This is a genomic window from Neobacillus sp. S1115 (assembly GCF_055385565.1).
The window spans coordinates 1,656,070-1,680,208 of sequence record NZ_AP038275.1 but is presented as its reverse complement, the minus strand read 5'-3'; the positions used below and the strand labels follow the sequence as shown (position 1 = coordinate 1,680,208).

The following is a 24,139-nucleotide window of genomic DNA, read 5'->3' as shown; positions in this document are numbered from 1 at the left end:
GTTGTTTATGCCAGCCATCGTTGGAGTTGCGCAAGTCATTACACTGGGTAACAGCTCTGTTTTTCACATTGGCGATGTTTATAAGATTATGCCATTCGCAGCTGCGAAAACATTCTCTGGGGCTGGATCCTTTAATACCGGTGAAAGATTGGATGTTAATAACAGAATGAGTTCCACAAATACGTACGATCCAGAGCTGATTGATCAAGCAAATGCCTTTAATATGTAATGAATGGGTGGGGTATAATGAATTTTTTTATTCAACAATCCATTCACATCAATTTTATCAAAATTGGCGGAATCACCAATTCCTCAATCCTGCAAATTGGCAGTGCCGGAATCATTAAATCAGCAGCCTATTTAAGCAATACCGGCGGATTTACGCAGCCGGCGCCAACCGCGATTAAACCAGGTGAAGTCGTGAGCCCGACTATATCCCCACTATCACTGGCCCCTGCTGTTCCGCTGCAAGCTCCAGTCCAGTAGCAGAAAATGACTGAAATTCTTTAAAGATAAGCATTCTTGTAAAATAACAACCAGATTAGCATTGCTGCTGCATATATTTACTTAACAGGGAAAAGTAATTTTCTAGTGAGGTGAGATATATGTATCAGGATATGAACCAATATATTCAATGGCTGGTTCGGAGTGTTCAGGAGCAGGAAAATCGAATTGCTTCATTAGAAAGGGCTATTCAACAAATGAAGGATGAAATCAAAAAGTTAAATGAAAAGCCGCCTATCAATGTGGAGAGAATTGAATACAAATTTGACCAGTTAAAGGTGGAAACACTTGAAGGAACATTGACGATAGGGTTAAATCCAAATGATCTTTCCGGGATTGAGGATTTTGCGGTTCAAAATCAATCTCCTAAGGCTCCAATTACGCCCCAGGATCTCATGCAAAGAACGATGAAAATAGAAGAGGCTATTTATCAATATTTAGAAACAGATTTGCCGCAAATTATTGAAAATGCCCAAAATCAGCTGGCTATCCCGCTGAATGAATCCTATCTTAGCTTCATTCGGGATGATATTATAAAACAGCTTCCGAACAGGATTGATTTTCATTTTAAGGCATTTAGCCAAGACCGGACAATTGATGTAAATACAATTGAGGAACAAATTATAGAACTTATAAAAAAGGAAATTCAAAATGGCGTATTCGTTTTTCTGCAAAATATACCTGAGAATATGAAAGGGATGAACAAGGAATGATTTTTGAAGTCTATAACCGGGATATTTGTGTAGGGAATATTAAAATCACCGGGGTTGCAAGCTCTTCATTGGTCATGGTGGGCGATACTCAAACCATCCAGCTGGCAAGTGCTTTTGATACTCCTCCGGAATCCTTAATCATCGGACCCTTCGTTCCGCTGGCACCGGATGTGACTCCAGGTTATGCTTGAACGAATATCTAAAGTCGATTTTTTAGGTGCAAAGGTTGTCTCTTTCTCCTCCATTATTCAGGTGGGTGATTCCTGCATTTTAGATGCATTCTCTCGGGCTCTTGCCGTTCAAAGAGAAGCGGAAATCTTTTATGGCCAAGAAGGGAATACTCCTTCATTTCCGGTAACGACAAAACCGATTCCGTTTCTGCCGATTAATGAAAACATATCCATCAGGTCGCATCATTCCAATCCTGTTATAAAGGTTCAGAAAATAGATATCATAGGAATTTCCAATGCCTCCGTACTGAATGTCGGTAATACGAGGAATGTTTCAATGGAAGCACGCGTAAAACATATCCGGCAGCTCCTTCCGCATGGACATGAAGAGGAACTGCCGTAAGAGATACGCGCTCAACAAGTTTTATTGCAAAGGATGTTATAAATGCCTGCAATTATAGGACCAGTTCAGATTGTTAATGTTTCCGGCGGTATCGTGCAATTTGGAGATACCGTATATATTTCGCCAAAATCCGGCTCGAAAACTGCTGCAGGTTCTGGCGGGTTTAATACTGGTGGAGTTGTGATTGCCAATAATGGCCTTAGCGGGACCAATGTGGTTGACACAAAGCTGCTTGACCAGCCAATTGTTGGGAACAATTAAAAATGACAGATTTGCGTTAAAACCTTATGCTGACTTTAAGTCAATTTAGTCAATTTACAAAGGATGTTTTAAGATGCCGGCAATTATAGGACCAGTTAGTATTATAAATGTTAGCGACGGAATCGTGCAATTTGGAGATACCGTATATATTTCGCCAAAAGCTGTCTCAAAAACAGCCGCGGGTTCTGGCGGGTTTAATACTGGTGGAATTGTGATAGCCAATAATGGCCTTAGCGGGACCAATGTGGTTGATACAAAGCTGCTTGACCAGCCGATTGTCGGGAACAACTAAAAATGACATAAACCTTCAAATTAGGTTTATGTCATTTTTTATTTTTATTAAAGCCTTAAAATATGGGCACCATCAAAGAAAAATAAATATCTCTCGCTTACATTTCTTTTCCAAATTTGTTCGATTGCTTTTGTATATAAATTAATTTGCACTTTGTATCTTTCTTCAAGAATTGGTTTTGCCTGTTCAAACCCGCCTTTAAACCTATCGGTAATTCCATCTGATTTATAATCGATTAGCACAAGACCCCTTTCATCCTCGAGAATGCAGTCGATGATTCCTTGGACAAAGACGGATTCTTCTTCATTCTTCCAATCAGGGTAAACCTCCCCTGCCGGCAAGGCAAGCGTAAAGGGAACTTCTCGATGGATCGCAGCTGCTTGAAAATATCTTCTTCCCAATTCCGTTTGAAAGAATTGAACAATTAACTCAACTGGAATTACTTCTGCCTGTTCAAGTGTTAATAATTCATTATTAACCATCCAGTAAATCTTTTCAGTAATGTTTTCCGCTTGAACAGGTTTAGTCAAATCAAGATGCTGCATGACCATGTGCATGGCTGTCCCGCGTTCCGCAGGTGTAATCGATTTTTCCTGCATAAACCTCGGCCGCTTCAGAATCGGTTTCTTCATTCGGCGGACAAGGTCTGTACCGCTTTGCTCATCCTTTAGTTCCGAGAAGCGTTTAATCTCCGAAACCGATTGCTTTGAGCGATGAACAGAAGCTTCTGGATACGGATATACCCATGAAAGTCTGGCTGCTATCTCATCAGAGAGTGCAGAGGACTGGGGAACTTTTTTTCCTGACATGACTAAATCTAAATAGTGGTTTTCTTCTTTCTCCTGAGCGATTACTTGGTTTTGAATTTCATCTGCATGCACAATGGCTATTTTCCAGGAGGAAGGATGCTGGGTAATTTCCTCAGGAACCAGGTCATTTGCCGCACCTACAGCCTTTAATACTCCACTGTCCTGGTGACGGACTATAGCCGGCCCGATCCAGTCTATATAGCTTGAGGCAGAAGCCCGTTCAAAGTCCTTCAGCAGCCAATCCAGATGATTAACGGAGTCGTTCCACTGATCGATTTTCTTGCTGGCATCTTTTAGTGTGGCTGTCAAATACAGCTTTTCCTTTGCCCTTGTCATGGCCACATATAATACACGCATTTCTTCAGCCAGCATCTCCATTTTCTTTTTACGCTTAAAGGCAATTTGCGGCAGAGACGGATAGGAGATTCGCTTTTCCGGATTAACATATTTAGATGCAAACCCATATTCTTTATCAAGTAAATATGGATTGCGTATATCCGCCATGTTAAAGCTTCGGGCCATTCCCGCCATGAAAACTACTGGAAATTCCAGCCCTTTACTGCTGTGGATGGTCATGACCCTGACAACATCCTCCTGCTCCCCAAGTGCTCTTGCAGCCCCAAGATCATCGCCTCGCTCCATCATGCGCTCAATAAAGCGTAAAAAGCGGAATAGACCGCGAAAGGATGTTTTTTCATAGGCCCGCGCCCTGTCATATAAAGCTCTAAGGTTAGCCTGACGCTGCTTTCCTCCCGGCAGGCCGCCGACAAAGTCATAAAAATGGGTATCGCGGTATAGCTGCCAAATAAGCTCTGAAAGCGAGCCCTGCCGCGCCACAGGGCGCCATTCCTTCAATAAATCATAGAAGTGCCGAACTTTTTCATAAAAGGATTCAGAGTGTTCAGCGGGTTTACTCATACAAAAAGAATGAACAGCCTCCCAAAATGATCCGGTTTTCCTGCATAATCGGATTTGCGCCAGCTCTTCCTCGTTCAAGCCCACAATCGGCGACCGCAACACTGACGCTAATGGAATATCTTGAAACGGGTTATCAATGATTCGCAGCAGTGACATCATAATGGCCACTTCTGAAGCCTCGAAATAACCAGTTGACAGGTTAGCATAAATTGGTATCCCTTGTTGCTTGAATTCCTCCATTATCTGTGGAGCCCATGTCATGGAACGAAGAAGAATGACGATATCCCGATACATAACCGGCCGGCCTGACTTCGTTTTTGGATTATACACTTGAGCCCTATTTTCCACTAATTCCTTTATTTTGGCCGCGATCGTCCGGGCTTCCAGCTGTGATTGTTCAAGATCGCTCTGATCGAATTCAGCAGGTTGAGCATCATCATCAATCCCCCCTGCCGATTCTGGTCCATCAGTTTCGCGATTTTGGTCAATCAGAATCAGCTCAGCAGGAAATGGCTCTGCCTCAGGATAGGGAGCTCCTTTTTTCAATTCAGCAGCTTCATCGTATTCAATTTCCCCAACTTTTACACCCATGATTTGTTTGAAAATATAGTTTGTCGCATCAAGGACTTCCTTACGGCTGCGGAAATTGCGGGCTAAATCAATTCTTAATCCCGAAGCTTCCCCATCGAGCCGAAATCGATTATATTTTGAAAGAAACAGGTTGGGTTCTGCTAACCGAAAGCGATAGATGGATTGCTTTACATCCCCGACCATAAATAAATTGCCTTCGGCCTCGTCCTCTTTAGCGATAAGCTTTAAAATCGTTTCTTGAACCATGTTGGTGTCTTGATACTCATCCACATACACCTCTTTAAAATGACGCCGGCAGGCAAGTCCTGCCTCTGAAGGATGAAAAACCCCTTCTACTGTAATTTCACCTGTCAATATATCAAGGCAATAGTGCTCCAAATCCGCATAATCAACAAGCCCTTTATCCTTTTTTACACTTTCAAAGCGAACAGAAAATTCTTTTACAAGACTGACGATCGTTTGTATAAGCGGCTTCATTTCATCCATATCCCGTAAAAAGCTATCAGGCTTTCGCGAAAAAAGTTCATCCTTCAAATCTTGAAGCTTTTTCTTCGCTTTATCCCGAAGCTTTTGAGCCTTTTCCGTCAATTCTTTATCAAAAGAGTCCCCTTTGACTTGTTTCGCTCTTGAAAATGACCATGCTTGCATAGCGTCATAGAGAACAGTCCAGGATTCCTGTTTTGCCAGCATCAAAGAGTCAATTAGCTGCAGGTCCTCGAGAAAATTTTCCGCTCTGGGAGCCGGACCACCCGGCAGCTTGGCAATCTCTAAAGCTTTTAAAATCATATCCCTGGCAGCCTCTAATTGAAGCTCAATATCAAAGAGAAGTAACTCCACGAAGGGCAGCTCCTCGATATTTTTTACAGCAGAAACGTCATACATATCCACAAGCGACTGCAAATAACCTTGCGGTGAAGGATTTGCCCGGGCAAAATCGTAAATGGACAGCACAATTTCCATTAAGGCGGCATCACTACGGTCGCTCGTAAAGGAGTCTACTAATCTAAAAAATGCCTCATTATTCTCTTTCCCATATTCCTCTTCAAACAATTCATCCAACACTTCATCCCGGAGCAGCTGAGCTTCTGTGACATCCGCAATTCGGAAACCAGGGTCGACATCGATCAGATAATAATATTTGCGGATGACCTCCATACAAAAAGAATGCAGTGTTGATATGGATGCTTTATTCAACAGACTGAGCTGCTTTCTTAAATGCCTTGAAGCCGGGTCATTGTCAATTGCTTTTTCCAATGCCTCTCCGATTCGATGACGCATTTCCGCCGCGGAGGCATTCGTAAATGTAACCACGAGTAATTCATCAACATTGATGGGGGCTTCTTCAGCTAGGATTTTTTGGATCATTCTTTCAACCAGCACTGCCGTCTTACCCGAACCCGCTGCAGCCGCAACAAGAATGTCCTTATCACGCGCCTGAATGGCTTTCCATTGGTCATCCGTCCAGGTTACGCCTTCAGGCTTTTTAGGAATAACGATTTTACTCATTCTCATGCAGCTCCTTCCTGATTAACTCGAGTACCTCATCCTTGGCACGCGGGAAAAGAATACGATAATGATTATTTTCAATCGATTCATCAAAATGACAGACAGATTTAAAGGCGCAGAAAGTACATGGTGTTTTGTCCTTTAACTTATATGGCGCAATATCGGTACGGCCTTCCATTATGTCATTTCCTGTTTTCTGATATAAATTGCGAACATAAACCTTTAGATCCTCAAAATCTTGTAAACTTGCAACCTTTGATTTTTTTGATAATTGTCCATCCTTCTTGATTCCGGCAGCGATAATCTGCGAGTCACCTGATTCAAGCGTTTGATCCATGAGCTGGATGACCTGCTGATCGCCAAGCATTAATCCATTCATTTTAAACTTTTTCATGATTTCCTTTTCAATCTCGTCAATGGTCAGCATTTTCGTCGACTGGACAAACGGGTTATGCACGTGGAAATAGAGCACACCTGCTGGGCTTGCCTTCATCTCGACTAATTCATTTGAATGGGTCATAACAATATCAAGATAGGTTAGCATCTGAAGGGCAAGTCCATAATAGACTTCAGTTAAATTGACATCCTTTTCGCTCGACTTATAATCAATGACCCGCAAAAAGATGCTGTTGTCTTCGGCTTTAGCCTGATCAACCCGATCAATTCTTCCTGCAAGCTCCATCCGTTTGCCATTTTTTAATGTGAACGATAAAGGAGGAAGCTTCTCATTCCGGCCAAAGCCGAGTTCCAAGCCAATTGGCGAAAAGCCGCTTACCTTCGCATGCTCGCTCAAAACCACGGAAGCCCGGGTAATAATCTGCTCCAGCTTTCGTTTAATATAATGATGGCGCTCCGAGCTTAATAAGATTTGGTTTTGCAGCTTAGGTGCCAGGCTTTTAACCGCATCTTTCGAAAGCTCCTCACATTGTTTTCTCGATAAGCTTGCCCATGATAAATTTTGTTCAGTAACTGTGTCTGCAATTTGCTTTAAGGCCGCATGAAACAGCTCCCCAATATCCGGGGCTTCAAGGCGGAAAATTTGCCGTTCCTTTAGCTTCAGCCCATGTTGAGCAAAATGGGAAAAGGCGCACGAGTTGTAAAGCTCCATTCTTGAAACGCTGGCCTGAATCGTTTCCCCATACAGGTTATCAGCTGTTTCACTAGCTAATTTTACAGTTTGATTGGCATAAAAAAGACTGGAAAATACCTTTTGCGCCCTGTCTTTCCACTGGCCATCCATATAAAAGTTGTAAACATCCCACCAAAGGTCGGGAATCCCATAATGCCGCTTTTTCAATTGAAGCTGGGCATTAAGGTATGAAAGAGTAGCACCAGTATTAGACACAAAGTTCAGCTGCTCTTCTTCTGAAACCTGTGAAGGGTCAACAAGCAGCAGCCGTTCAATAACCTCCGGAAACATATCTTTTATTCTCTTAATATACGAAGAAGGAATTAGCGCTTTTCCTTCATCATTTGCAAGCGGATAACTGATATAAAGCATATCTGTTGGGGCGGTAAAGGCTTTATAGGCAATAAAGTTTTCATCCAGCAAGCGTATTCTGCTGCTTGGCGCAACTGTTATGCCGCCGGCTGCAAGCAGCTCCCGATCCTCGTCTGAAAGAATCCCCTCGTCAGCGATTTTCGCCGGCAGAACACCTTCATTCACGCCAACAACAAAGACAATTTTGACATCATTCAGCCGCGATTTCTCCAAATCACCGACTAAAACCTGGTCAAGGGCCGGCGGAATTAGGGAGAAATGCATGGATTCAAAACCTGCCTCCAAAATAGCTGCAAATGATTTTAAGGAAACAGGCTCCTCACCCAAAATTTCCACATACTGGTCAATGAGATCGATGACGGCATTCCAAACCTGCTCATGCTCCCGTGCCTTTACCAGATTCCCCTTTTCTTCCGCAGCTATCTTCCATTTCTCAAGCTTAGCCGGAACATCTAATTCTTCTAAAAACAAATAAATAGCCTCACAAAACTTTTTGCCTGAATCTGACTTTTTCAATCTTCTCGACAGTCTAAGAATAGGAGCTGTTATCATAAGCTTCAGCTCATTCAGTTCTTGTTCCATCTTTCTTTCAGCATCTGTTTGAACATTTCGCTCTACATCTAGTCCTTGGTAACGTCGATAAGTCCAGCGATTCTTTTTCGTCCAGCTGCTTCCATTTATTCCGTAAGCTAAACAATAGTTTTCCAGCCGATCCATTCGTTCACGCATTTTCACGGGGTTTTCCTGAAGCGGATAGATTAGCTCTGTTTTTATTACCCTAAAGACCGGATCATAGCGCCAATAAGAATTGATGACTTCAAGCGTAGAACGAATCAATTCAACAAGCGGATGGCTTTGCATCGTCCGTTTTTGATCAATAAAAAAGGGAATTTGATGGTCGATAAACACGGGTTCCACTAGTTCATGATATTCCCCGCCGTTTCGAACCAATAGAGCAATATCACGCCAGCGATATCCTTTTAATCGGACTAAATCACGAATCTCACGGGCAATTCCTTCAATTTCAGCCCTTCTGTTAGCCGCTTGGAATAGGTTTAAATTTGCTTTTTCATGATATGGCTCAGCAGGCCTGGCATCGAAATGTTCCTCCAGGTAACTTAAGACGCTCCCAGACCATTTTTTTGATCCTTTAAGAATAACAGGCTGCTCGATTGTTATCCCTTCGATTTTTGCTATCTCATTGATTGTAAAACAAGCCGCGCTCGAAGCACGAAACAGGTCTAGTTCATCCGGTCCGGAATCAACCTTAATGGAATCAGTTGTCAATGCAACCGAAACTCTCCTGCATCGCTTCATTAACTCCGCTATCACTTGATATTCCTGGGGAGAAAAGCTGTAAAAACCATCAATATAAATTTCCGCATCTCTTAAATAGTGGGAGGAGGAAATTTTCTCGGAAAGCAGCCGAAAATAATCCTCAGAATCCAAATATTTACCGAAGATTTCATCCTCAACCCTTTGATAAATCAGTTCCACATCACTCAATTTATCCTGCAGGGATTTTGAAGCCGAAGAACCTTCCGCTTCCATCCGGAATGAACTTAGGGCAAGGTCCTGAGGGCTGACACAATACCGCCTAAGCTCCGTAATCATTTGCTCTACCTGCTGAATAAAACCGTTTTTATCTGCTGCCCGATTGAACAGTTTCAGCTGTTCCTTCTTTTCATCGATGATTTTACGGATTAGCATACTCATGCCGACAGTGCTTAAATGCATCCGGCTGATTCCGCCTGTTTCCTGCAGGATTCTCCATGCCAAGCGCGGAAAACTATATACCTGGGCCCGAATCATCCCGCCAATATTAGAGTCTGTTGCTAAACGGTATTCAGACATGAAGGTCATTTGCTCAGGAACAATATATATAATCGGCTTTCCTTCAGGGTTCTCCGAAAGGCTGTTGGTAATTTCATTAAAAAACATGGCCGTTTTGCCGGTTCCTGACCGCCCGATTACCATTCTTAATGACATGTACTCCCCTCCATCCTCTCCAACTTTACGTATCCTCCATTTTATCATAAAAGAAGCACAAACGTTTGCAATAGCCAGTGATAGATTAAAGCCAAAAATGGTAAAACTAAGCTTTAAAAGGCAAAAAATACGATAGTTTACTAGTGTTAGGCTGTCGAAGGGGTCTGTTGATTGGCGCTCCACAAGGAAAGCTTCGGAAGCATAGGCATCGCACGACTGAAATGTTAGCTTTTAGGAGGAGGCACTTCGCTTTCCGCGGGCGTGCCGGGGAGCCTCCTCAGCGCCTCTGGCGCCTGCGGGGTCTCCCCTGCCCCGTACTCCCGCAGGAGTCTTCGTGCCTTCCGCACCAATCAACAGGTGTATTAAATTAAAACTTCAACTTTACAAGATGAAACAAGTATTTTCTTGCCAGAAGACCAATGAAGGACAAAATTGATGGAATCTACGAGGAAATGTCCTTCATAAAGTCGATGAAGGACAAAAGCGATGGAATCATTGAGGAAAATGTCCTCATAAAGTTGATGAAGGACAAAAGCGAAGGAATCCAAGAGAAACGTCTTTCATAAAGGGGAAACACTTTGCAAGGTTCGACAAAGTGTGTGCAATACTTTAGTTGATTTGCCTCCCTGTTGATTGGAGCGGAGGGCACTCGACTCCTGCGGGATATAGAATAGAGGTCACTGGAGACCCCGCAGGCGCTTTTAGCGCCGAGGAGGCTCCAGGACCTCCCCGCGGAAAGCGAGTGCCCGGAGCGGAAATCAACAGGCCCATTAGCATAGATAAGAAAATTGCCGAGAAAATACCCTTTCTCGACAATCTGACTAGAAGTTTATTATTTTTAAAAATGAACGCCCACTTCATCCAACGGCCAGTACCGCAGGTCAACTTTACCAACCACTTGGCTTTCTGAAATGAATCCAAAGTGTCTGCTGTCCCAGCTTCCCAAACGATTATCGCCAAGGACAAATAATTTCCCCTCAGGGACCTTATCTTCACCGGTAATCTCTTTTAAACTGAAATCACCAGTCAATTTCATACCAAGTGCTTCTTGTTTATACTTCTTTAAAAAAGGTTCTTCATATTTATGGCCATTAATAAATAATTGGTCATCCCGATATTCAATTTTGTCCCCGGGAAGGCCGATAATCCGTTTGACAAAATCCTCTTTTTCATTAGCATGAAAAACAATAACATCGAATCTTTCCAGTTCGCCTGTTTGAAAGCCCAGCTTGTTAACAACAAGTTTATTCCCATCCTGGAGCGTGGGCATCATCGATTCACCTTCAACTACGTAATTCGAGAAAAAAAATGTTCGAATAAAAACGAAAATAATAATACCGATTGCAAATGCCTTAACCCATTCGATTCCTTCCTGTCTCCATTCACTCCTCACTTTATCCCCTCCGTTTTTTTAGTCCCTTCCCCTGATGCTTCTCCTCCACATGTCCATTTTTTTCATGTTTGTTTAGTCTTGCTTCAATTCTTCTTCCAGCGAACCAAAGAATAAAAATGATAATAAAAACAATAATCGTCCGAAACGGCTGAGTAACCAAGGAGCGAATATCATATCCAATGAAACTAATGGTAAAAATCATCACCATTTTTCCAATGCATACCGCAAGCATATACTGGGCAAAGCTTAGCTTCGAAAGCCCAGCCACAATATTAACCACTGCAGATGGTGTAAAGGGAAAACAAAGCAGCAAAAACAACGGGCCAAACCCATGCCGTTCCACCCAGTCCATCAGCTTTCGGACTTTCTGGTGCCTCGGCAAAAAGGCAAGCAATCGTTTTTGCCCATATTTTCTGATGAACGAAAAGACTAGCAGCGCTCCAATGCAGGCACCCAGCCAGGAATACAGAAATCCCAGCCAGAGCCCAAAAGCACTAGCATTGGCCATCACAAATAAAAATAATGGGAGAAACGGCAGGAAGGCTTCAAGTATCGTCAACAAAATTCCAGGCAAAGGCCCAAGGGCTTTATAGTCCTGAATAAGGTTCATGATATTTTCGAGTGTAAACCAAGCTTTAAATGTTTCAAAATCCATCCGTGTTCTCCTACCCGCTTCTAATTCTATTTTATATCCTAGACAAGTATTATTTTGTAATAAATTGGTGAAGCGCCTCTTTATTTTTTGCAAGATTTATATCCAGAATGGCGCCCTCCCCTTTAACCCGCGTCTCTTCAAAACTGTTATCAACAGGGATCCGTAATGTTTCGACACTTCCCCTTTTATCGGCGAAGAAGTCTTTCCCCATAAAGAGGATATCCGATGTTTTCATATTTGTATTAACGTAAGGAGCCACCACACCTATTAGCTTTGGCAGCTTTGGAAGGGTTTGAATCGCACTTAATTGGTCACCAATGGCCTGTACTGCCTTCTGCTGCCGCTCGACCCGCCCAAAATCACCAATGGCATCATGACGGAAGCGGACATAACTTAACATCTGCTGGCCATTCAACTTTTGCAGCCCGGGCTGCAGCGGTGGATCAACATATGCCGACATTTTCTTCTCCACATCGATTTCTATCCCATGTGGAAACGCTTCATCAATCAGTTGGACAAACCCTTGGAAATCAACAATCGCATAATACTGCAAATCAATATCAAAATTCTGCTTAATCGTTTGCCTTATTAACTCCGGACCGCCAATGGCGAAAGCAGAATTTATTTTATGCTTGCCATGCCCAGGGATGGCCACATAGCTGTCGCGCATAATCGAGGTAAGTTTAAAAGTCCCTTTGTCCTCGTTGTAATGGGCAATCATGATGGTATCTGAGCGAGCTTTTTCTTCCCCGCGCGAATCGCTTCCGAGCATCAGAACATTTGTGTCGCCATACTGATCCTTCTGTCCATCAAATTTATACACTACCTTTTGCTCTTTCGTTTCATTATCAATTTTTTTTAATGATTGATTGACACCCTGTTTATATTGAAAATAGGAGTAAGCCGCTCCGGCCCCAATTAAAAGTAATAACACCAATAATACGGATTTCCATCTTCTCCTTTTCTTATTTCGATGTTTATCAGCTCGCATGTTTATCACCTTAATCTATGTATTTTTGGGTTCACCACTATATATGACTGTTTTTTTCTATCCTTCGTTTCTTCTTTAATTCATTTTCCCCTATCAGATATCCTTCTATTAATAAAAACTTTCTCATGAATTTGTCGAATATTTCAATTAAAAAGCTCACCTAAAGCAAAGCTAGAAGCGTGGCAGCAGTATTGCATTTCTGTTTTCTTTTTTGTAAAATAAAAACAAGAACGTAGGTTCGTATAAAATGAAGGGTGAGATCTTATTATGACGCGAATTCCGGAGAATGACCGTGATATTATGGAAAAAGCCATTTATTTACCAATGGTTTTAACGATCTTAAATAGGGATTTGAATGTGGTGGAGAAGAGTCCATTTAAATTGAAAAAGCCATATTTGGAGTTAATCGAAGTAACGATGAAGACTATTCAGGGGGAATTAGCCGAGGTAAAGCAATATATGAAAAAGAATAAGCTTCAGGTTAGTGAAACCAAACGGGACGATGCCTTTACCATGTACATGTTTATCTATAAAGGTTATGAAGAGCATCATAATTATTTTAATCCGCGCATCCGCAATAAGGTCCAAGAATTAATGGAAACCTACTTATTAAAAAAACACCTGTCCCGTTAATCTGCCACAAAGTCATTTTTATTTATAATCATGTGAATGTTCAGAGGCTTTAATAGGCTTTGGAGCATTAAATAGGTAAGTCATTTTTTTATTACCTTCGATTCTTTGAAGGAGCTTTGTTTTTAATAAGGCCGTTCTTAACATTTGCCCTTCAATAGTCCCAAATGAAACTGAAAAAAGATGCGTTTGTTTGTTTTGGAAAGTAACTTGAGTTTGATGAGGCCCTAGACGACGGTAATTCTCAACGTGCTCATGTGAAATCCAAATACATTCGGGGCGGCTCGGTGATGTGGTTGGAAAAAAGAATATATGGTTTGCAGGCTCAATGGCAATAGGAATCTTGCGGGAATATCCAATTAGTTGTCTAGTCCCCTTCTTTCTGCTTTCATAATCGACGCCAAAATAGTCGCAGCTTTTTTTGATGATGTCTAATGGTTTAAAAGGTGAAATAAATTCATCATCCAACTCAATAATCTTTGTGTATACTTTACTTCCGTATTCCATTGGTGCCAAAAACATGGTACATGAATTAATCTCATACTCTTCTATTTGTTTTTTCAAACTCGTCAACTCCTATTCATATGACTTCCACCATATCTTAACACTTTTATTTCCCAAAGCATTTACTTTTCTGAATTGTTACTAAATTATTCACAAATCCTGTCAAGGAAAAAGTTTTACGAAAATTATAAATACTATTGATAATATTCTAAAAACTCCATATAATAAAAAAAAGCATCAGAGGTGATTTTCTTGAATGAAAAATCCTACACGGACTTAATGAAAGTTGCTGCCATGAAACGGAACCAAAGGAAAGAGAATTTCGTCCAGGACCTCTACATCGACATGCTTTTATCGGAAATCCAGCTTACGGTTGAAAAGGAAAAATTGCTGCGGAAAATTGACTCGGCTATTGATCGGCGGGACAAAAAGTTGTTCATCCAGTTATCGGGCCAGCTTAGGGAAATCAATAAGAAGTTTGGAACTTGAATATTTTCGCATTAAACCGTCATTGACGGTTTTTCTTTTTGGCAAGCGAAAAAAGCTGAAGATCAATGATCCTCAGCTTTTTTTAATAAAATTTTATTCTGTTCGATGCTTGACCTCATATTCTTCCAGTTTGGAAATTCGGTCCAGCATTGGCGGGTGGGTGTAGCGGAAAATTTTCACCAGCATTGGCGGATTGACTTGACTTAAGCCGTTGCGTGTCAACTCTTGAAATGATGTGATGGCGGCATCCGGATTTTTCGTCATCTCAATTGCATAGGTGTCAGCCCTTGTTTCCTGATAGCGGGAGACGAGATTTGACAGCGGGCTTGACGCAAATAGCAGCATTGAGATAATCATGTAAAATAACGGGAGCGACCGTATATCCTTTGTGTCGGAAATTTTTAGTTCTTTTCCAAAGCGGGCAACCGCCCAATTCATCATCCGGTAGGTTACATACAACCCGAGAAGCGATAGCAGCAGGTAGCCAGCAATTCCCCAATATATATGCTTCTCCACATAATGCCCCATCTCGTGAGCCATGATAAATAAAATTTGCTCATCTGAGAGTTTATTTAAGGTAGTATCCCAGAGGACAATTCGGGCATTGGAGCCAATCCCAGCGACGTAGGCATTCATGGCATTTGTTTTTTCCGCCATATTCACCTCAAAGACATGCTCCGCAGGGATATGGGCCTTATCAGCCAATGTCAGGATTTTGGTTTCTAATGCTTTGTCTTTTAAAGGGTAAAAGTCATTATATAACGGATCGATAATGACAGGCTGAATAAACATCATAAATAGAGTGAACGGAACCGATAACAGCCAGCCGTAAAGCCACCATCGTTTTTGGCTTTTTCTCATAAGCCAGTATAAAACAGGAACAATAATGAGCCATGTTGCATAATTAAGCCAAAAATCAATCAGTTCGTCCTTCATCCAAGAAGGAAAGGATTGCGTTGAAATATGATACGTTTTTGATAAGGAAAAGCTGATATAGCTTAATGGCAGTACCGCAATAAAGGCAAACAAGGATAACCAGAATAGGTAGACTGGGGTGTGCAGGAGTTTATGTTTCACCGAGTCCTCAGCCCAGCGTTTGAATGCCTTCGACAAGCCAAATAATAAAATCAGAAAGTAAATCAGCCATTCCAGCGGAGTAGATAGGAAAAACAGTAGATTTCTAATTTTCGAATATTCCTCACTCAAGCTAAGTTCTCTTCCATTTAAAAAAGTAGCCGGATCCGCCTTTGTTCCTTCATATTCAAACGGAAGCTTCGGGTCGGCAAACTGGAATAAGTACCAGTAAAAAAATAAGCCATATAAAACAAAGGCCAAAACTGCATAGACCCCCATTTTTCTCGCCATGATTTGTCCCCCTTTGTGTACAACCCTCTATATTTAGTTTAGTTTAAAATGCGGGAAATAGAACTTCGTGTTTTTTTTCTTCTAAAATAGTTTCGGTCACGCAGAAACATCTACGTGACCGAATTTGAAAAACTAGCTTATTTCCCCTTAAAAATCGGTTTTCTTTTCTCTCCAAATGCCTGAAGTGCCTCAATTCTGTCTTCTGTCGGGAGTGTCACCTCATATGCCTTGCGCTCAATTTGCAGCCCGGTGTTCAAATCAGTATTCATCCCTTGTTTAATCGCAAATTTCGCCTGCTGTAAGGCCACTGGACCATTAGCAAGGATTTGTGAGCAGAATGCACGACTTTCATCCAATAGCCCATTACCTTCTACCACTCTTGTTAAAATGCCATAGCTAAAGGCTTCATCTGCTGTTAGCCTTCTAGCAGTTAAAATAAGCTCCAATGCCTTCGCCTGCCCAATCAAGCGCGGCAGCCGCTGTGTTCCCCCTGCCCCCGGAATGATGGCAAGACTAGTTTCTGTCAGCCCCATCAAGGCACCGCTTGCGGCAAACCGAAAATCGCAAGCCAAAGCAAGCTCCATCCCTCCGCCAAAGGCAAATCCATTGATCGCTGCAATCGTCGGCTGCGGCAGCTGGTCAATCGCATTAAAACATTCGTTGATTTTAAACAGATTACGCTTCACCTGTTCATCCGTCAGGCTTTTGCGCTCTTTTAAATCGGCACCGACACTGAATGCCTTCTCCCCTGCACCAGTAAAAATAACAGCCCGTATATCCGGATTGACGCGTATTTCCTCAACCGTATTCTGCAATTCCATTAAAGTTTCATGGTTAAAGGCATTCAGCGCATCAGTGCGATTGATCGTAACAACCGCTATGTGGCTGGCAACCTCAAGTAAAATGGCCTTCATTTATCCTGCACCCCTTTCGCCTTTATAAATTCGAAAAAGGCAAGCTAAAAGCCTGCCTTTTTCATTAAAAAATTTTAGTTCCCAACAGTCTGCGCTACCTGTGTCTTTAAAGCGCGTCTTAAGATTTTACCAGTCGTATTCTTTGGAAGTTCCTCTAGAAAGACAACTGAAGAAGGAACTTTATACTTGGCAAGATGCTCCTTGCAGTAGCTAATCATCTCTTCTTCCGTAAGATCTGCCCTTTTACTTACGACATATGCCTGTACCGCTTCTCCTTGGTTCAGGTCTGGAACACCAAGCACCGCAACTTCAACAACATCAGAATGATTATAGATGACTTCTTCTACCTCACGTGGGTATACATTGTAGCCGCCAACGATAATCATATCCTTTTTGCGGTCAACAATATAAAAATAGCCCTCTTCATCCATTCTTGCCATATCTCCCGTATGAAGCCAGTCGTCCTTAATACTCGCTGCCGTTTCCTCCGGCATTTTATAATAGCCCTTCATTACGTTTGGACCACGGACAATCAGTTCGCCAACCTCGCCGACAGGAACCTCTTCGTCAAGTTCATTCACGACTTTGTTTTCCACATTAACGATGGAAGGTCCGATCGAACCTGCCTTGCGTGGACGATCAAGCGGATTAAAGCAGGTAACCGGAGAGGCCTCCGAAAGACCATAGCCTTCAGAAATGAGCACATCAAATTTCTTTTCGAAGTTTTCTAATAGGGCAACAGGCATCGCGGCACCGCCGGAAATGCAAAGACGTAATGAACTTAAGTCCTCAGGGCTTCCTTCCGGATATTGAAATAGAAAATTATACATGGTTGGTACACCTGCAAAAACCGTCGCCTGATATTCTTTCGCAAGATGAAAAATATCCTTCGGGCTAAATTTCGGGGCAATCAATAGAGTTGCTCCTTTTAACAGCGGTGCATTCAAAGCAACCGTTAAGCAAAAGACGTGGAACATTGGCAAGGTTGTAATCACACGGTCGGCATCATTCATTTTCAAATAGGTGCCGACATCACTGGCATTGCTATACAGATTTTTATGTGTCAGCATCGCGCCTTTTGGCTTACCCGTTGTACCTGAAGTATAAAGGATAATGGCGGTATCATCGTCATGAAGTTCAGGACCCTGGAAACTTAATTCACCGGATGCCACCACACCTGTAAACGATTTCATTTTAGGATACACGGAAAATCCCTCAACACCAGGCTGTGCCAATCCCTTTTGCTCTGTTTCGCAAATAATATAGTGGCTCACTTTCGGAAGCATGGTATGAACTTTTTCTGCTAATGGAATCATCAGATCAAGGCCGACAACCACTTTTACATCGCCATTATTCAGGATATAACCGATTTCATCAGCGGTATAAATCGGATTGACCGGTATAACTGTTGCTCCTAGGCGGAGTGCCCCATACAACCCAATGACAAAATGCGGGGAATTCCCCAGCAATAGTGCTATATGGTCCCCTTGTTTTACCCCCAATTTTTCAAGGCCTGAAGCAAACTTGGTAATCGCCCCATCCAGTTCGGCATATGTACTGGATTTGCCCATAAAGTGGTAAGCAATTTTCGTGGCTGAAGCCTTGGCAGTTTCATGAAGCTGTGTCGATAGATTCATATTCTCTCTCCCCTCAAATGAATGAATGCTCATTCATAAATTCGTAACAATTTTCTAAATATATTATATTGCTAGAAATTTATCTATACAAGTATAATACTTAAAAATTTCAGAAAAAAATAAAAATAGGAAGCGTTTTAATTCGAACGCTTCCTACATCTAAAAATTAGTATATTAAGTTAATAAAATCTTCTTTGGAAACATTTCCAAAATAATACGTTGTATCCACATCTTCCAGCGCACTTTCCATTTCGCTTTTTTCATAACGAATCCCACTAAGCCGCTGTTCTATTTCACTGACATCGCCTACACCAAAAAAGTCACCATAAATTTTGCAATTCTCGATGATTCCTTTATTCACTTCAAGCCGGACATCAATGGAACCAACCGGGAACCTGTGCGAGTGCTGTAAATTGAATTTTGGAGACTTTCCGTAATTCCAATCCCAGTTTTGATATCTTTCTTTGGAAAGCTGATTGATGTTTTGCCAATCTTCTTCCGTTAACACGTACTCAGGAACATCTTCCTGTCCTTCAAAAATATATTTAAGGAGCAGGGAGCGGAATTCCTCAATGCTTATTTTTTTCGATAAAAATTCAGAAATGTTAGCAACCCGGCCGCGGACCGATTTGATTCCCTTTGATTCAATCTTATCTTTCTTCACCTTTAAGGCAGACGCAACGTTTTCCATTTCCGAATTCAAAAGCAGCGTTCCATGGCTGAACATTCTCCCCTTAGTGGAAAATTGTGCATTCCCAGAGATCTTCCGTCCTTCTACTTCAATATCATTACGGCCGCTTAGCTCGGCATTTACTCCTAACTTTCTTAAGGCCTCAATCACCGGTTCAGTAAATTTACGGAAATTATGAAAACTTTCACCGTCATCCTTCGTGATGAAACTAAAGTTTAAATTCCCCAAATCATGATAAACCGCCCCGCCGCCTGATAATCGGCGGACCACATGGATGCCGTTCTTCTCCACATATTCAGTATTAATTTCTTCAATCGTATTTTGATTTTTTCCAATGATGATGGATGGCTCATTTATGTAAAATAATAAATACGTCTCATTAATATCAAGATTCTTTAATGCATACTCTTCAATCGCCAGGTTAATGCGCGGATCAGTAATCCCTTTATTATCAATAAACAGCATACTCACCAAATCCCCCTTTAAAGTTGAATAGTCTGAAATTCTTCTGCAAGTTTTATTATACCAGTAAATTCACCTGATGCCTCATGAACTAAATCACTTACATTCCCGTAATGCGGCAGGTGAGTGAGAATTAATTGCTTTACGCCTGCCTCACGGGCAAACCGGCCAGCCTCTACACTGTTCATATGTCCCGCTGATTTGCCGTTTTGATGCCCGTAAAAGTTGCACTCGCATAACAACAAATCTGCATTGCTGCTAAACTGAATAAACTCCTCTTTAAACGCGCTATCCCCTGTATAAACCAATGACATGCCGCCCGCCTCAAACCTCATCGCATAGCAAGGCACAGGATGGTCTGTTTTTAAAAAGCTTACTTGAAACGGCCCGATAGACAGGGGCTGATTTGGTTCATAGGCAATCCCTTTCGTAATCGTTTTATAGTTTAATTTAGCAAATTCATGCTGATTAAAATGGTGCCCATAAATCAGCAGGGTCGGAAATTGTTTTCCCAAAAAGCCTTGGATTAGACGTGCATGCTGCAGGACACCGATATCGGCAATATGATCAGGATGGTAATGGGAAAGAATAACCGCATCAAGCTCCTCAGGCTCAACGATATTTGGCAGTTTCGCAAGAACTCCGCTGCCGCAATCGACTAGCAGCCGAAACCCATCATGTTCAAGTAAATAGCCTGAGCTTGCTGCATCCTTTTTCGGATAGCCGCCCCAAAACCCGATGACCGTCAATTTCATGATAAATCCCTCCAAAATTCCAGTTCATTTTTAATATGTACATTATCAGCAGCTCTTTACTATATTCATACACGAAAAGACCAGCCGTATCAATGTTGAAGGCTGGTCTTTCAAGTTTATTCATGTGCTGCTTTAAATTGATGCTTCATCCTCATCGCATAGTTGGCAATTGACAATACGCTGAAGCCAACAATAAAGCCAAATAAAATGAGGGCATTTTCCCACATAAAGCTGAAATCACCGCTTGAAATAACCGCTTTAAAGCCCTGCACCGAATAGGTCATCGGCAGGAAGGCATTAAAATGCTGCAAGAAATTAGGAATCAATTCAAGCGGGAATGTTCCTGCACTTGTTGTTAATTGGAAAATCAAAATGATAATCGCAATAAACCGCCCGGCATCTGCAAGTACTGATACAAGCAATTGGATTAACGCAATAAAAGTTAAGCTTGTAATTATGGAAAACAAAATAAACTTTGGCATGCTTTGAACTTCAAGGTTTAATCCAAACAGAAGGATTGCATCAGCAATCAATGCCTGGATTATTCCGATGCCTGCCATAATGGCAAATTTGCTGGCAAACCAATTAAAACCGTTTGCCGGTCGGATGGCAGCATCTCTAATCGGGAAGACAATCGATAATAATAGGGCACCAACAAATAATCCTAATGATAGGAAGTATGGCGCAAACCCTGTTCCATAGTTTGGTACAGTGTTTAAACTTTCCTTATCCAGTTTGACCGGTTTTGCCATCATATCATAGGTTTTGTTGTCTGTGTGAACCTTTGCCGCCTCATCGGAACCCTCTTTCAATTTATCCGCCAATTCTTTGGCACCATCAGAAAGTTTTCCTGCTCCATCTTTTAATTGCTCCGAGCCATCTGCCAGCTGTCCGGCACCAATAGTGATGGCATCGGCACCTGCGGTTAATTGCTTCATCCCAGTTGAGAGACTGCCCGCACCGCCGTTTAATTCATTAGAGCCTAAATATAATTGATGGACCCCTGCCTGTAAGGCCTGCTGCCCTTGGTTAATCGTTCCGATACCTGATAACAATTGATCAAAGTATGGGTTTGTCTGGCTGGCGATTTTTTCTTCAAGGCCTGACGTTGCTCCTGAAAGCTTACCAGTCAACTCTGTTTTAAACGTATCAAACCCTGTACCCAAATTGGAGGTCAGCTTGGCAGATACAATCGGCTTTACTATAGCCTTGATTTGTTCCTTTGATTCCGCTTGAATAATCTGCTGTGCATACTGTTCTGGGATACCGCTGGCAACAAGCGCCTTTGTTTGATTTTCAATGATTGGCCCCATCATGCTTTGCACTTCAGCCGGAGTAAATTTCCCACTTGAGAGTAGGCTTTGAGCTATTTGATTCATGGCTTGCTTTTGTTGATAAATTTGTCCAGCAGTCTGGTCAGCCATTTGTTCAATTAATGACGTGGATAACTGGAATTCAAAATTGTTTATCCCATTATTTAATTCCACAACACTGCCGCTCAATTGGTTATTGATTTCTTTCGCAATTCCAGCAGGGAGCTCCTGTTTCAATTGCGCAGCACCCGCATAGGCCTCCTTTGTTCCGGCAACAAGCTTTGGAAGATTGGAATCCACCTCAGACAAACCGGCGCTAAGCTTAGATGAGCCATCTGCAAGCTTATCCGATCCTGCATCTGCCGTTTTCATACCGTTATCAAATTCAATCGATTTTTCAGCAAGCGTTGCCAGCCCAGCGTAAAGGTCTTTCGAGCCTTGAGTTAATTCTTCAGAACCGTCACTCAACTGGCCCGCACCATTACTTGCTTTTTCAACTCCATCAGCAAGATCGGTTATTTTAGAAAAAATAGTCTCAGCATACGTTTCTGTTACCTTTTCAGAAACTGCGGTTTTTATTTTTTCCGCGGCCGTTCCGCCAATTTGGGCTGATAAGAAGTTATAGCCTTCGTTTGGGACATAGGTTAATGTTAGTTTTTTCGGTTGGTCGTCCATTAATGTGGTCGCATTTTCCGAAAAATCGTTCGGAATTTCAATCAGCATATAATATTTTTGTTCCTTGAGCTTTTTATAACCCTCACTTTTGCCAACCGATTCAAAGCCAAACTCCTTGCTTTTCTCTAGTTTTCGCACTAGGTCATTGCCAAGCTTCAGCTTTTCTCCGTCAAGTGTTGCCCCTTTATCTTCATTAACTATGGCAACAGGCAAATGGTCCAGTTTGGCGTATGGATCCCAAAATGCCCAAAGGAACATGCCAGCATATAACACCGGGACCAGCATGACCGCAATGATCGGGATTAAGATTTTTCTATTTTTTAGAATAGTTGATAGTTCAGCCTTTAATAGGTTTGGTTTCAACCTTATCCTCCTCTCTATTATTGACTAATTTGTTCATTTGGTCATTTACATCCTAAAAAGAAGGACTATCCAGCAGACAATCCTAAATAAATCACTCATAAAATGACCATATGAACATTTCAGTCATTAATTACTTAATGAGTATACTCCCATTTTAATATGTTGACAAGAAAAATTAAAAAAGAAGCTGGTTTTAAGTTCAGCTTCCTTTGTTGTTTAAATATTCTAGTACATTTTTAACGGCTGCTTCTCCTTGGTCGATACAATCCGGGACGCCGACACCACCGTAGGATGCTCCAGCTAAAAATACGCCCGGCAGTTCTTGTTTCATAGCCTCCAGAATGGAAGTGAGCCGCTGTTTATGCCCGACCGTATATTGAGGCATCGAGTTTTTCCAGCGGGAAATGACGGCAAAATCAGGACTCATATTAATTTGCATGATTTTGTTTAAGTCATCAAGTACGATTTTAACAATTTGGTCATCGGATAAGTCAACGACCGTTTCATCACCGGCCCTGCCTACATAACAGCGGAGCAAAACTTTTCCCTCCGGCGTAGAATGCTCCCATTTTTTATGTGTCCAGGTACAGGCCGTTATGGTATAATCACTGTTTCTAGAAACGACAAAACCAGTCCCATCTATGTCCTCATTTATGGCCTCTTCCGGGAAGGCCAAGGCAACCGTGGCAACGGAAGTCGAGGGAACATATTTCAAAGGTTCAATAAAACGATAATCCGAAAACATCGCCTGCGTTATTTTGTGAGGGGTAGCAGCAATAATACTATCGGCTGTCAGGCATTCCCCATTGTTCAGATAAACCTCATATTTATTATTTACCCGAGCGATGTTCTCCACCCGATGCCCTTTTAAAACCGAGCTGGCATCTAATTTTGCTTCAATCGCTTCAGCAAACGATTGCAAGCCTGTTCTAAAGGTGAGGAATCCGCCTTTTTTTGATTTCCCTTTATCACCCTGCTGTTTTGGCTGTGCCGGAGTTGATTTTTTCATCCCCAATATCAGGCTGCGGTGCTTCTGTTCCACCTCAAAAAATTGCGGAAAGGTGGCCATCAAACTCATTTGATCGATATCGCCTGCGTAAATTCCTGAAAGCAGCGGTTCAATTAAGTTCTCGACCACTTCATCGCCCAACCGCCTTCTAAAAAAATGACCTAATGCTTGGTCTTTTCCACTTTCAGAGCGGGGCAATATTAAATCGGCCGCTGCTCTCAGCTTCCCTGGAATGGAAAATAAGCCCGTTGTCATAAATGGCCCCACTTCGGTCGGGATTCCCATGATCGATCCGCCCGGCATGGAATGGAGCTTTTCATTCACCAAAACATAGGATTTCCCCGTTGAGTTTGGTACTAATTGATCGTCCATCCCAACTTCCTTCGCCAGCCGGATGATACTCGTTTTTCTGGCCAAGAAGGAATCCGGACCTCTTTCAATGGTGAAACCGTCTCTTACAACAGTCTGCATTTTTCCGCCGAGTCGGTGCGAGGCTTCAATAAGTTGGATCTCGAGCGGGAGATTGTTCTCCTTTACTTCTTTTTGAAGATAATAGGCTGCGGTCAAACCGGCAGCTCCCCCACCAATAATAATTACCTTCTGTTTTTCTTCTGCCACCTGACGTCACCTTCTTCA

Annotated in this window: 23 protein-coding genes; 10 read left to right on the top strand and 13 right to left on the bottom strand. The window is 42.1% G+C overall.

From position 1 onward, the window contains the following. Window positions 1-7: 7 nt before the first annotated feature. From ACZ5B7_RS08215 to ACZ5B7_RS08185, 7 genes are all read left to right on the top strand, one after another. Entirely contained in the window at window positions 8-229 is a 222-nt protein-coding gene (locus ACZ5B7_RS08215; RefSeq protein WP_213116655.1) for a spore germination protein, read from the top strand. A 17-nt stretch (window positions 230-246) separates the two neighbouring features. Continuing rightward, entirely contained in the window at window positions 247-486 is a 240-nt protein-coding gene (locus ACZ5B7_RS08210; protein WP_423801474.1) for a spore germination protein GerPB, read from the top strand. 119 nt (window positions 487-605) lie between these two features. Further along, on the top strand, window positions 606-1,217 hold the full coding sequence (gerPC, locus tag ACZ5B7_RS08205; RefSeq protein WP_464493396.1) for a spore germination protein GerPC: 612 nt from the start codon (window positions 606-608) through the stop codon (window positions 1,215-1,217). Beyond that, window positions 1,214-1,408, top strand: a complete 195-nt coding sequence (locus ACZ5B7_RS08200) for a spore gernimation protein GerPD (protein ID WP_213116658.1) — start codon at window positions 1,214-1,216, stop codon at window positions 1,406-1,408. The genes gerPC and ACZ5B7_RS08200 overlap by 4 nt, the downstream gene beginning before the upstream one ends. Continuing rightward, window positions 1,401-1,790: a spore germination protein GerPE gene (locus tag ACZ5B7_RS08195; RefSeq protein WP_423801472.1), complete on the top strand. Its 390-nt coding sequence runs from the start codon at window positions 1,401-1,403 to the stop codon at window positions 1,788-1,790. The genes ACZ5B7_RS08200 and ACZ5B7_RS08195 overlap by 8 nt, the downstream gene beginning before the upstream one ends. A gap of 42 nt (window positions 1,791-1,832) precedes the next feature. Next, entirely contained in the window at window positions 1,833-2,051 is a 219-nt protein-coding gene (locus ACZ5B7_RS08190) for a spore germination protein (protein WP_213141046.1), read from the top strand. A gap of 73 nt (window positions 2,052-2,124) precedes the next feature. Next, complete coding sequence (locus ACZ5B7_RS08185; protein ID WP_213141047.1) at window positions 2,125-2,343, top strand: spore germination protein; 219 nt, start codon at window positions 2,125-2,127, stop codon at window positions 2,341-2,343. Window positions 2,344-2,390: 47 nt separating this feature from the next. Here ACZ5B7_RS08185 and addA read toward each other — a convergent pair whose 3' ends face one another. Together addA and addB are read right to left on the bottom strand one after the other, a co-directional pair. Beyond that, the gene (gene addA, locus ACZ5B7_RS08180) at window positions 2,391-6,167 is read right to left on the bottom strand and encodes a helicase-exonuclease AddAB subunit AddA (protein ID WP_464493395.1); all 3,777 of its coding nucleotides are present in this window, start codon (window positions 6,165-6,167) and stop codon (window positions 2,391-2,393) included. Continuing rightward, window positions 6,160-9,657, bottom strand: coding sequence for a helicase-exonuclease AddAB subunit AddB (addB, locus tag ACZ5B7_RS08175; protein ID WP_464493394.1), 3,498 nt, complete (start codon window positions 9,655-9,657; stop codon window positions 6,160-6,162). The genes addA and addB overlap by 8 nt, the downstream gene beginning before the upstream one ends. 419 nt (window positions 9,658-10,076) lie before the next feature. On the opposite strand from addB, the gene ACZ5B7_RS08170 reads away from it, so the two are divergent. After that, window positions 10,077-10,223: a hypothetical protein gene (locus ACZ5B7_RS08170; protein ID WP_464493393.1), complete on the top strand. Its 147-nt coding sequence runs from the start codon at window positions 10,077-10,079 to the stop codon at window positions 10,221-10,223. A 272-nt stretch (window positions 10,224-10,495) separates the two neighbouring features. Here ACZ5B7_RS08170 and lepB read toward each other — a convergent pair whose 3' ends face one another. Genes lepB through ACZ5B7_RS08155 form a run of 3 tightly spaced genes read right to left on the bottom strand, consistent with a single transcriptional unit; the run spans window position 10,496 to window position 12,696 of the window. Then, entirely contained in the window at window positions 10,496-11,050 is a 555-nt protein-coding gene (gene lepB / locus ACZ5B7_RS08165) for a signal peptidase I (protein ID WP_378580852.1), read from the bottom strand. A 1-nt stretch (window position 11,051) separates the two neighbouring features. Continuing rightward, window positions 11,052-11,705, bottom strand: a complete 654-nt coding sequence (locus ACZ5B7_RS08160; protein ID WP_464493392.1) for a TVP38/TMEM64 family protein — start codon at window positions 11,703-11,705, stop codon at window positions 11,052-11,054. Between the two features lie 49 nt (window positions 11,706-11,754). Next, window positions 11,755-12,696, bottom strand: a complete 942-nt coding sequence (locus ACZ5B7_RS08155) for an LCP family protein (protein WP_464493391.1) — start codon at window positions 12,694-12,696, stop codon at window positions 11,755-11,757. A gap of 267 nt (window positions 12,697-12,963) precedes the next feature. Between ACZ5B7_RS08155 and ACZ5B7_RS08150 the strand changes: the two genes are divergently transcribed. After that, window positions 12,964-13,329, top strand: coding sequence for a hypothetical protein (locus ACZ5B7_RS08150; RefSeq protein WP_464493390.1), 366 nt, complete (start codon window positions 12,964-12,966; stop codon window positions 13,327-13,329). Between the two features lie 18 nt (window positions 13,330-13,347). On the opposite strand, the gene ACZ5B7_RS08145 is transcribed toward ACZ5B7_RS08150, so the two are convergent. Next, on the bottom strand, window positions 13,348-13,890 hold the full coding sequence (locus tag ACZ5B7_RS08145; protein WP_464493389.1) for a competence protein ComK: 543 nt from the start codon (window positions 13,888-13,890) through the stop codon (window positions 13,348-13,350). 192 nt (window positions 13,891-14,082) lie between these two features. Here ACZ5B7_RS08145 and ACZ5B7_RS08140 point away from each other — a divergent pair, with 192 nt between their 5' ends. After that, window positions 14,083-14,319: an IDEAL domain-containing protein gene (locus ACZ5B7_RS08140; RefSeq protein ID WP_378580850.1), complete on the top strand. Its 237-nt coding sequence runs from the start codon at window positions 14,083-14,085 to the stop codon at window positions 14,317-14,319. A gap of 93 nt (window positions 14,320-14,412) precedes the next feature. Here the strand turns inward: ACZ5B7_RS08140 and ACZ5B7_RS08135 are convergent, their stop codons facing one another. The 7 genes from ACZ5B7_RS08135 to hemY all read right to left on the bottom strand — a co-directional run bounded on the left by ACZ5B7_RS08135 (window position 14,413) and on the right by hemY (window position 24,121). Beyond that, complete coding sequence (locus ACZ5B7_RS08135; protein WP_423801467.1) at window positions 14,413-15,684, bottom strand: M48 family metallopeptidase; 1,272 nt, start codon at window positions 15,682-15,684, stop codon at window positions 14,413-14,415. Between the two features lie 137 nt (window positions 15,685-15,821). Further along, window positions 15,822-16,598 carry an enoyl-CoA hydratase-related protein gene (locus tag ACZ5B7_RS08130; protein WP_464493388.1) on the bottom strand — a complete coding sequence of 259 codons (777 nt, stop codon included), beginning with the start codon at window positions 16,596-16,598 and terminating at the stop codon, window positions 15,822-15,824. Window positions 16,599-16,672: 74 nt separating this feature from the next. Then, the gene (locus tag ACZ5B7_RS08125) at window positions 16,673-18,235 is read right to left on the bottom strand and encodes a fatty acid--CoA ligase family protein (RefSeq protein ID WP_464493387.1); all 1,563 of its coding nucleotides are present in this window, start codon (window positions 18,233-18,235) and stop codon (window positions 16,673-16,675) included. 166 nt (window positions 18,236-18,401) lie between these two features. Further along, window positions 18,402-19,391: a lipoate--protein ligase gene (locus ACZ5B7_RS08120; RefSeq protein ID WP_464494455.1), complete on the bottom strand. Its 990-nt coding sequence runs from the start codon at window positions 19,389-19,391 to the stop codon at window positions 18,402-18,404. A gap of 17 nt (window positions 19,392-19,408) precedes the next feature. Continuing rightward, a complete protein-coding gene (locus ACZ5B7_RS08115; RefSeq protein ID WP_464493386.1) occupies window positions 19,409-20,143 on the bottom strand; it encodes an MBL fold metallo-hydrolase in 735 nt (244 codons plus the stop codon). Window positions 20,144-20,259: 116 nt separating this feature from the next. Then, window positions 20,260-22,494, bottom strand: coding sequence for a YhgE/Pip family protein (locus ACZ5B7_RS08110; protein WP_464493385.1), 2,235 nt, complete (start codon window positions 22,492-22,494; stop codon window positions 20,260-20,262). Window positions 22,495-22,693: 199 nt separating this feature from the next. After that, entirely contained in the window at window positions 22,694-24,121 is a 1,428-nt protein-coding gene (gene hemY, locus ACZ5B7_RS08105) for a protoporphyrinogen oxidase (protein ID WP_464493384.1), read from the bottom strand. Between the last annotated feature and the right edge of the window lie 18 nt (window positions 24,122-24,139).

What these genes read in the sequence shown, in the direction of transcription:
- ACZ5B7_RS08215 (WP_213116655.1), top strand. Translation starts at nt 8, where the DNA reads ATGCCAGCCATCGTTGGAGTTGCGCAAGTCATTACACTGGGTAACAGC.
- ACZ5B7_RS08210 (WP_423801474.1), top strand. Translation starts at nt 247, where the DNA reads ATGAATTTTTTTATTCAACAATCCATTCACATCAATTTTATCAAAATT.
- gerPC (WP_464493396.1), top strand. Translation starts at nt 606, where the DNA reads ATGTATCAGGATATGAACCAATATATTCAATGGCTGGTTCGGAGTGTT.
- ACZ5B7_RS08200 (WP_213116658.1), top strand. Translation starts at nt 1,214, where the DNA reads ATGATTTTTGAAGTCTATAACCGGGATATTTGTGTAGGGAATATTAAA.
- ACZ5B7_RS08195 (WP_423801472.1), top strand. Translation starts at nt 1,401, where the DNA reads ATGCTTGAACGAATATCTAAAGTCGATTTTTTAGGTGCAAAGGTTGTC.
- ACZ5B7_RS08190 (WP_213141046.1), top strand. Translation starts at nt 1,833, where the DNA reads ATGCCTGCAATTATAGGACCAGTTCAGATTGTTAATGTTTCCGGCGGT.
- ACZ5B7_RS08185 (WP_213141047.1), top strand. Translation starts at nt 2,125, where the DNA reads ATGCCGGCAATTATAGGACCAGTTAGTATTATAAATGTTAGCGACGGA.
- addA (WP_464493395.1), bottom strand. Translation starts at nt 6,167, where the DNA reads ATGAGTAAAATCGTTATTCCTAAAAAGCCTGAAGGCGTAACCTGGACG.
- addB (WP_464493394.1), bottom strand. Translation starts at nt 9,657, where the DNA reads ATGTCATTAAGAATGGTAATCGGGCGGTCAGGAACCGGCAAAACGGCC.
- ACZ5B7_RS08170 (WP_464493393.1), top strand. Translation starts at nt 10,077, where the DNA reads ATGAAGGACAAAATTGATGGAATCTACGAGGAAATGTCCTTCATAAAG.
- ACZ5B7_RS08160 (WP_464493392.1), bottom strand. Translation starts at nt 11,705, where the DNA reads ATGGATTTTGAAACATTTAAAGCTTGGTTTACACTCGAAAATATCATG.
- ACZ5B7_RS08155 (WP_464493391.1), bottom strand. Translation starts at nt 12,696, where the DNA reads ATGCGAGCTGATAAACATCGAAATAAGAAAAGGAGAAGATGGAAATCC.
- ACZ5B7_RS08150 (WP_464493390.1), top strand. Translation starts at nt 12,964, where the DNA reads ATGACGCGAATTCCGGAGAATGACCGTGATATTATGGAAAAAGCCATT.
- ACZ5B7_RS08135 (WP_423801467.1), bottom strand. Translation starts at nt 15,684, where the DNA reads ATGGCGAGAAAAATGGGGGTCTATGCAGTTTTGGCCTTTGTTTTATAT.
- ACZ5B7_RS08130 (WP_464493388.1), bottom strand. Translation starts at nt 16,598, where the DNA reads ATGAAGGCCATTTTACTTGAGGTTGCCAGCCACATAGCGGTTGTTACG.
- ACZ5B7_RS08125 (WP_464493387.1), bottom strand. Translation starts at nt 18,235, where the DNA reads ATGAATCTATCGACACAGCTTCATGAAACTGCCAAGGCTTCAGCCACG.
- ACZ5B7_RS08120 (WP_464494455.1), bottom strand. Translation starts at nt 19,391, where the DNA reads ATGCTGTTTATTGATAATAAAGGGATTACTGATCCGCGCATTAACCTG.
- ACZ5B7_RS08115 (WP_464493386.1), bottom strand. Translation starts at nt 20,143, where the DNA reads ATGAAATTGACGGTCATCGGGTTTTGGGGCGGCTATCCGAAAAAGGAT.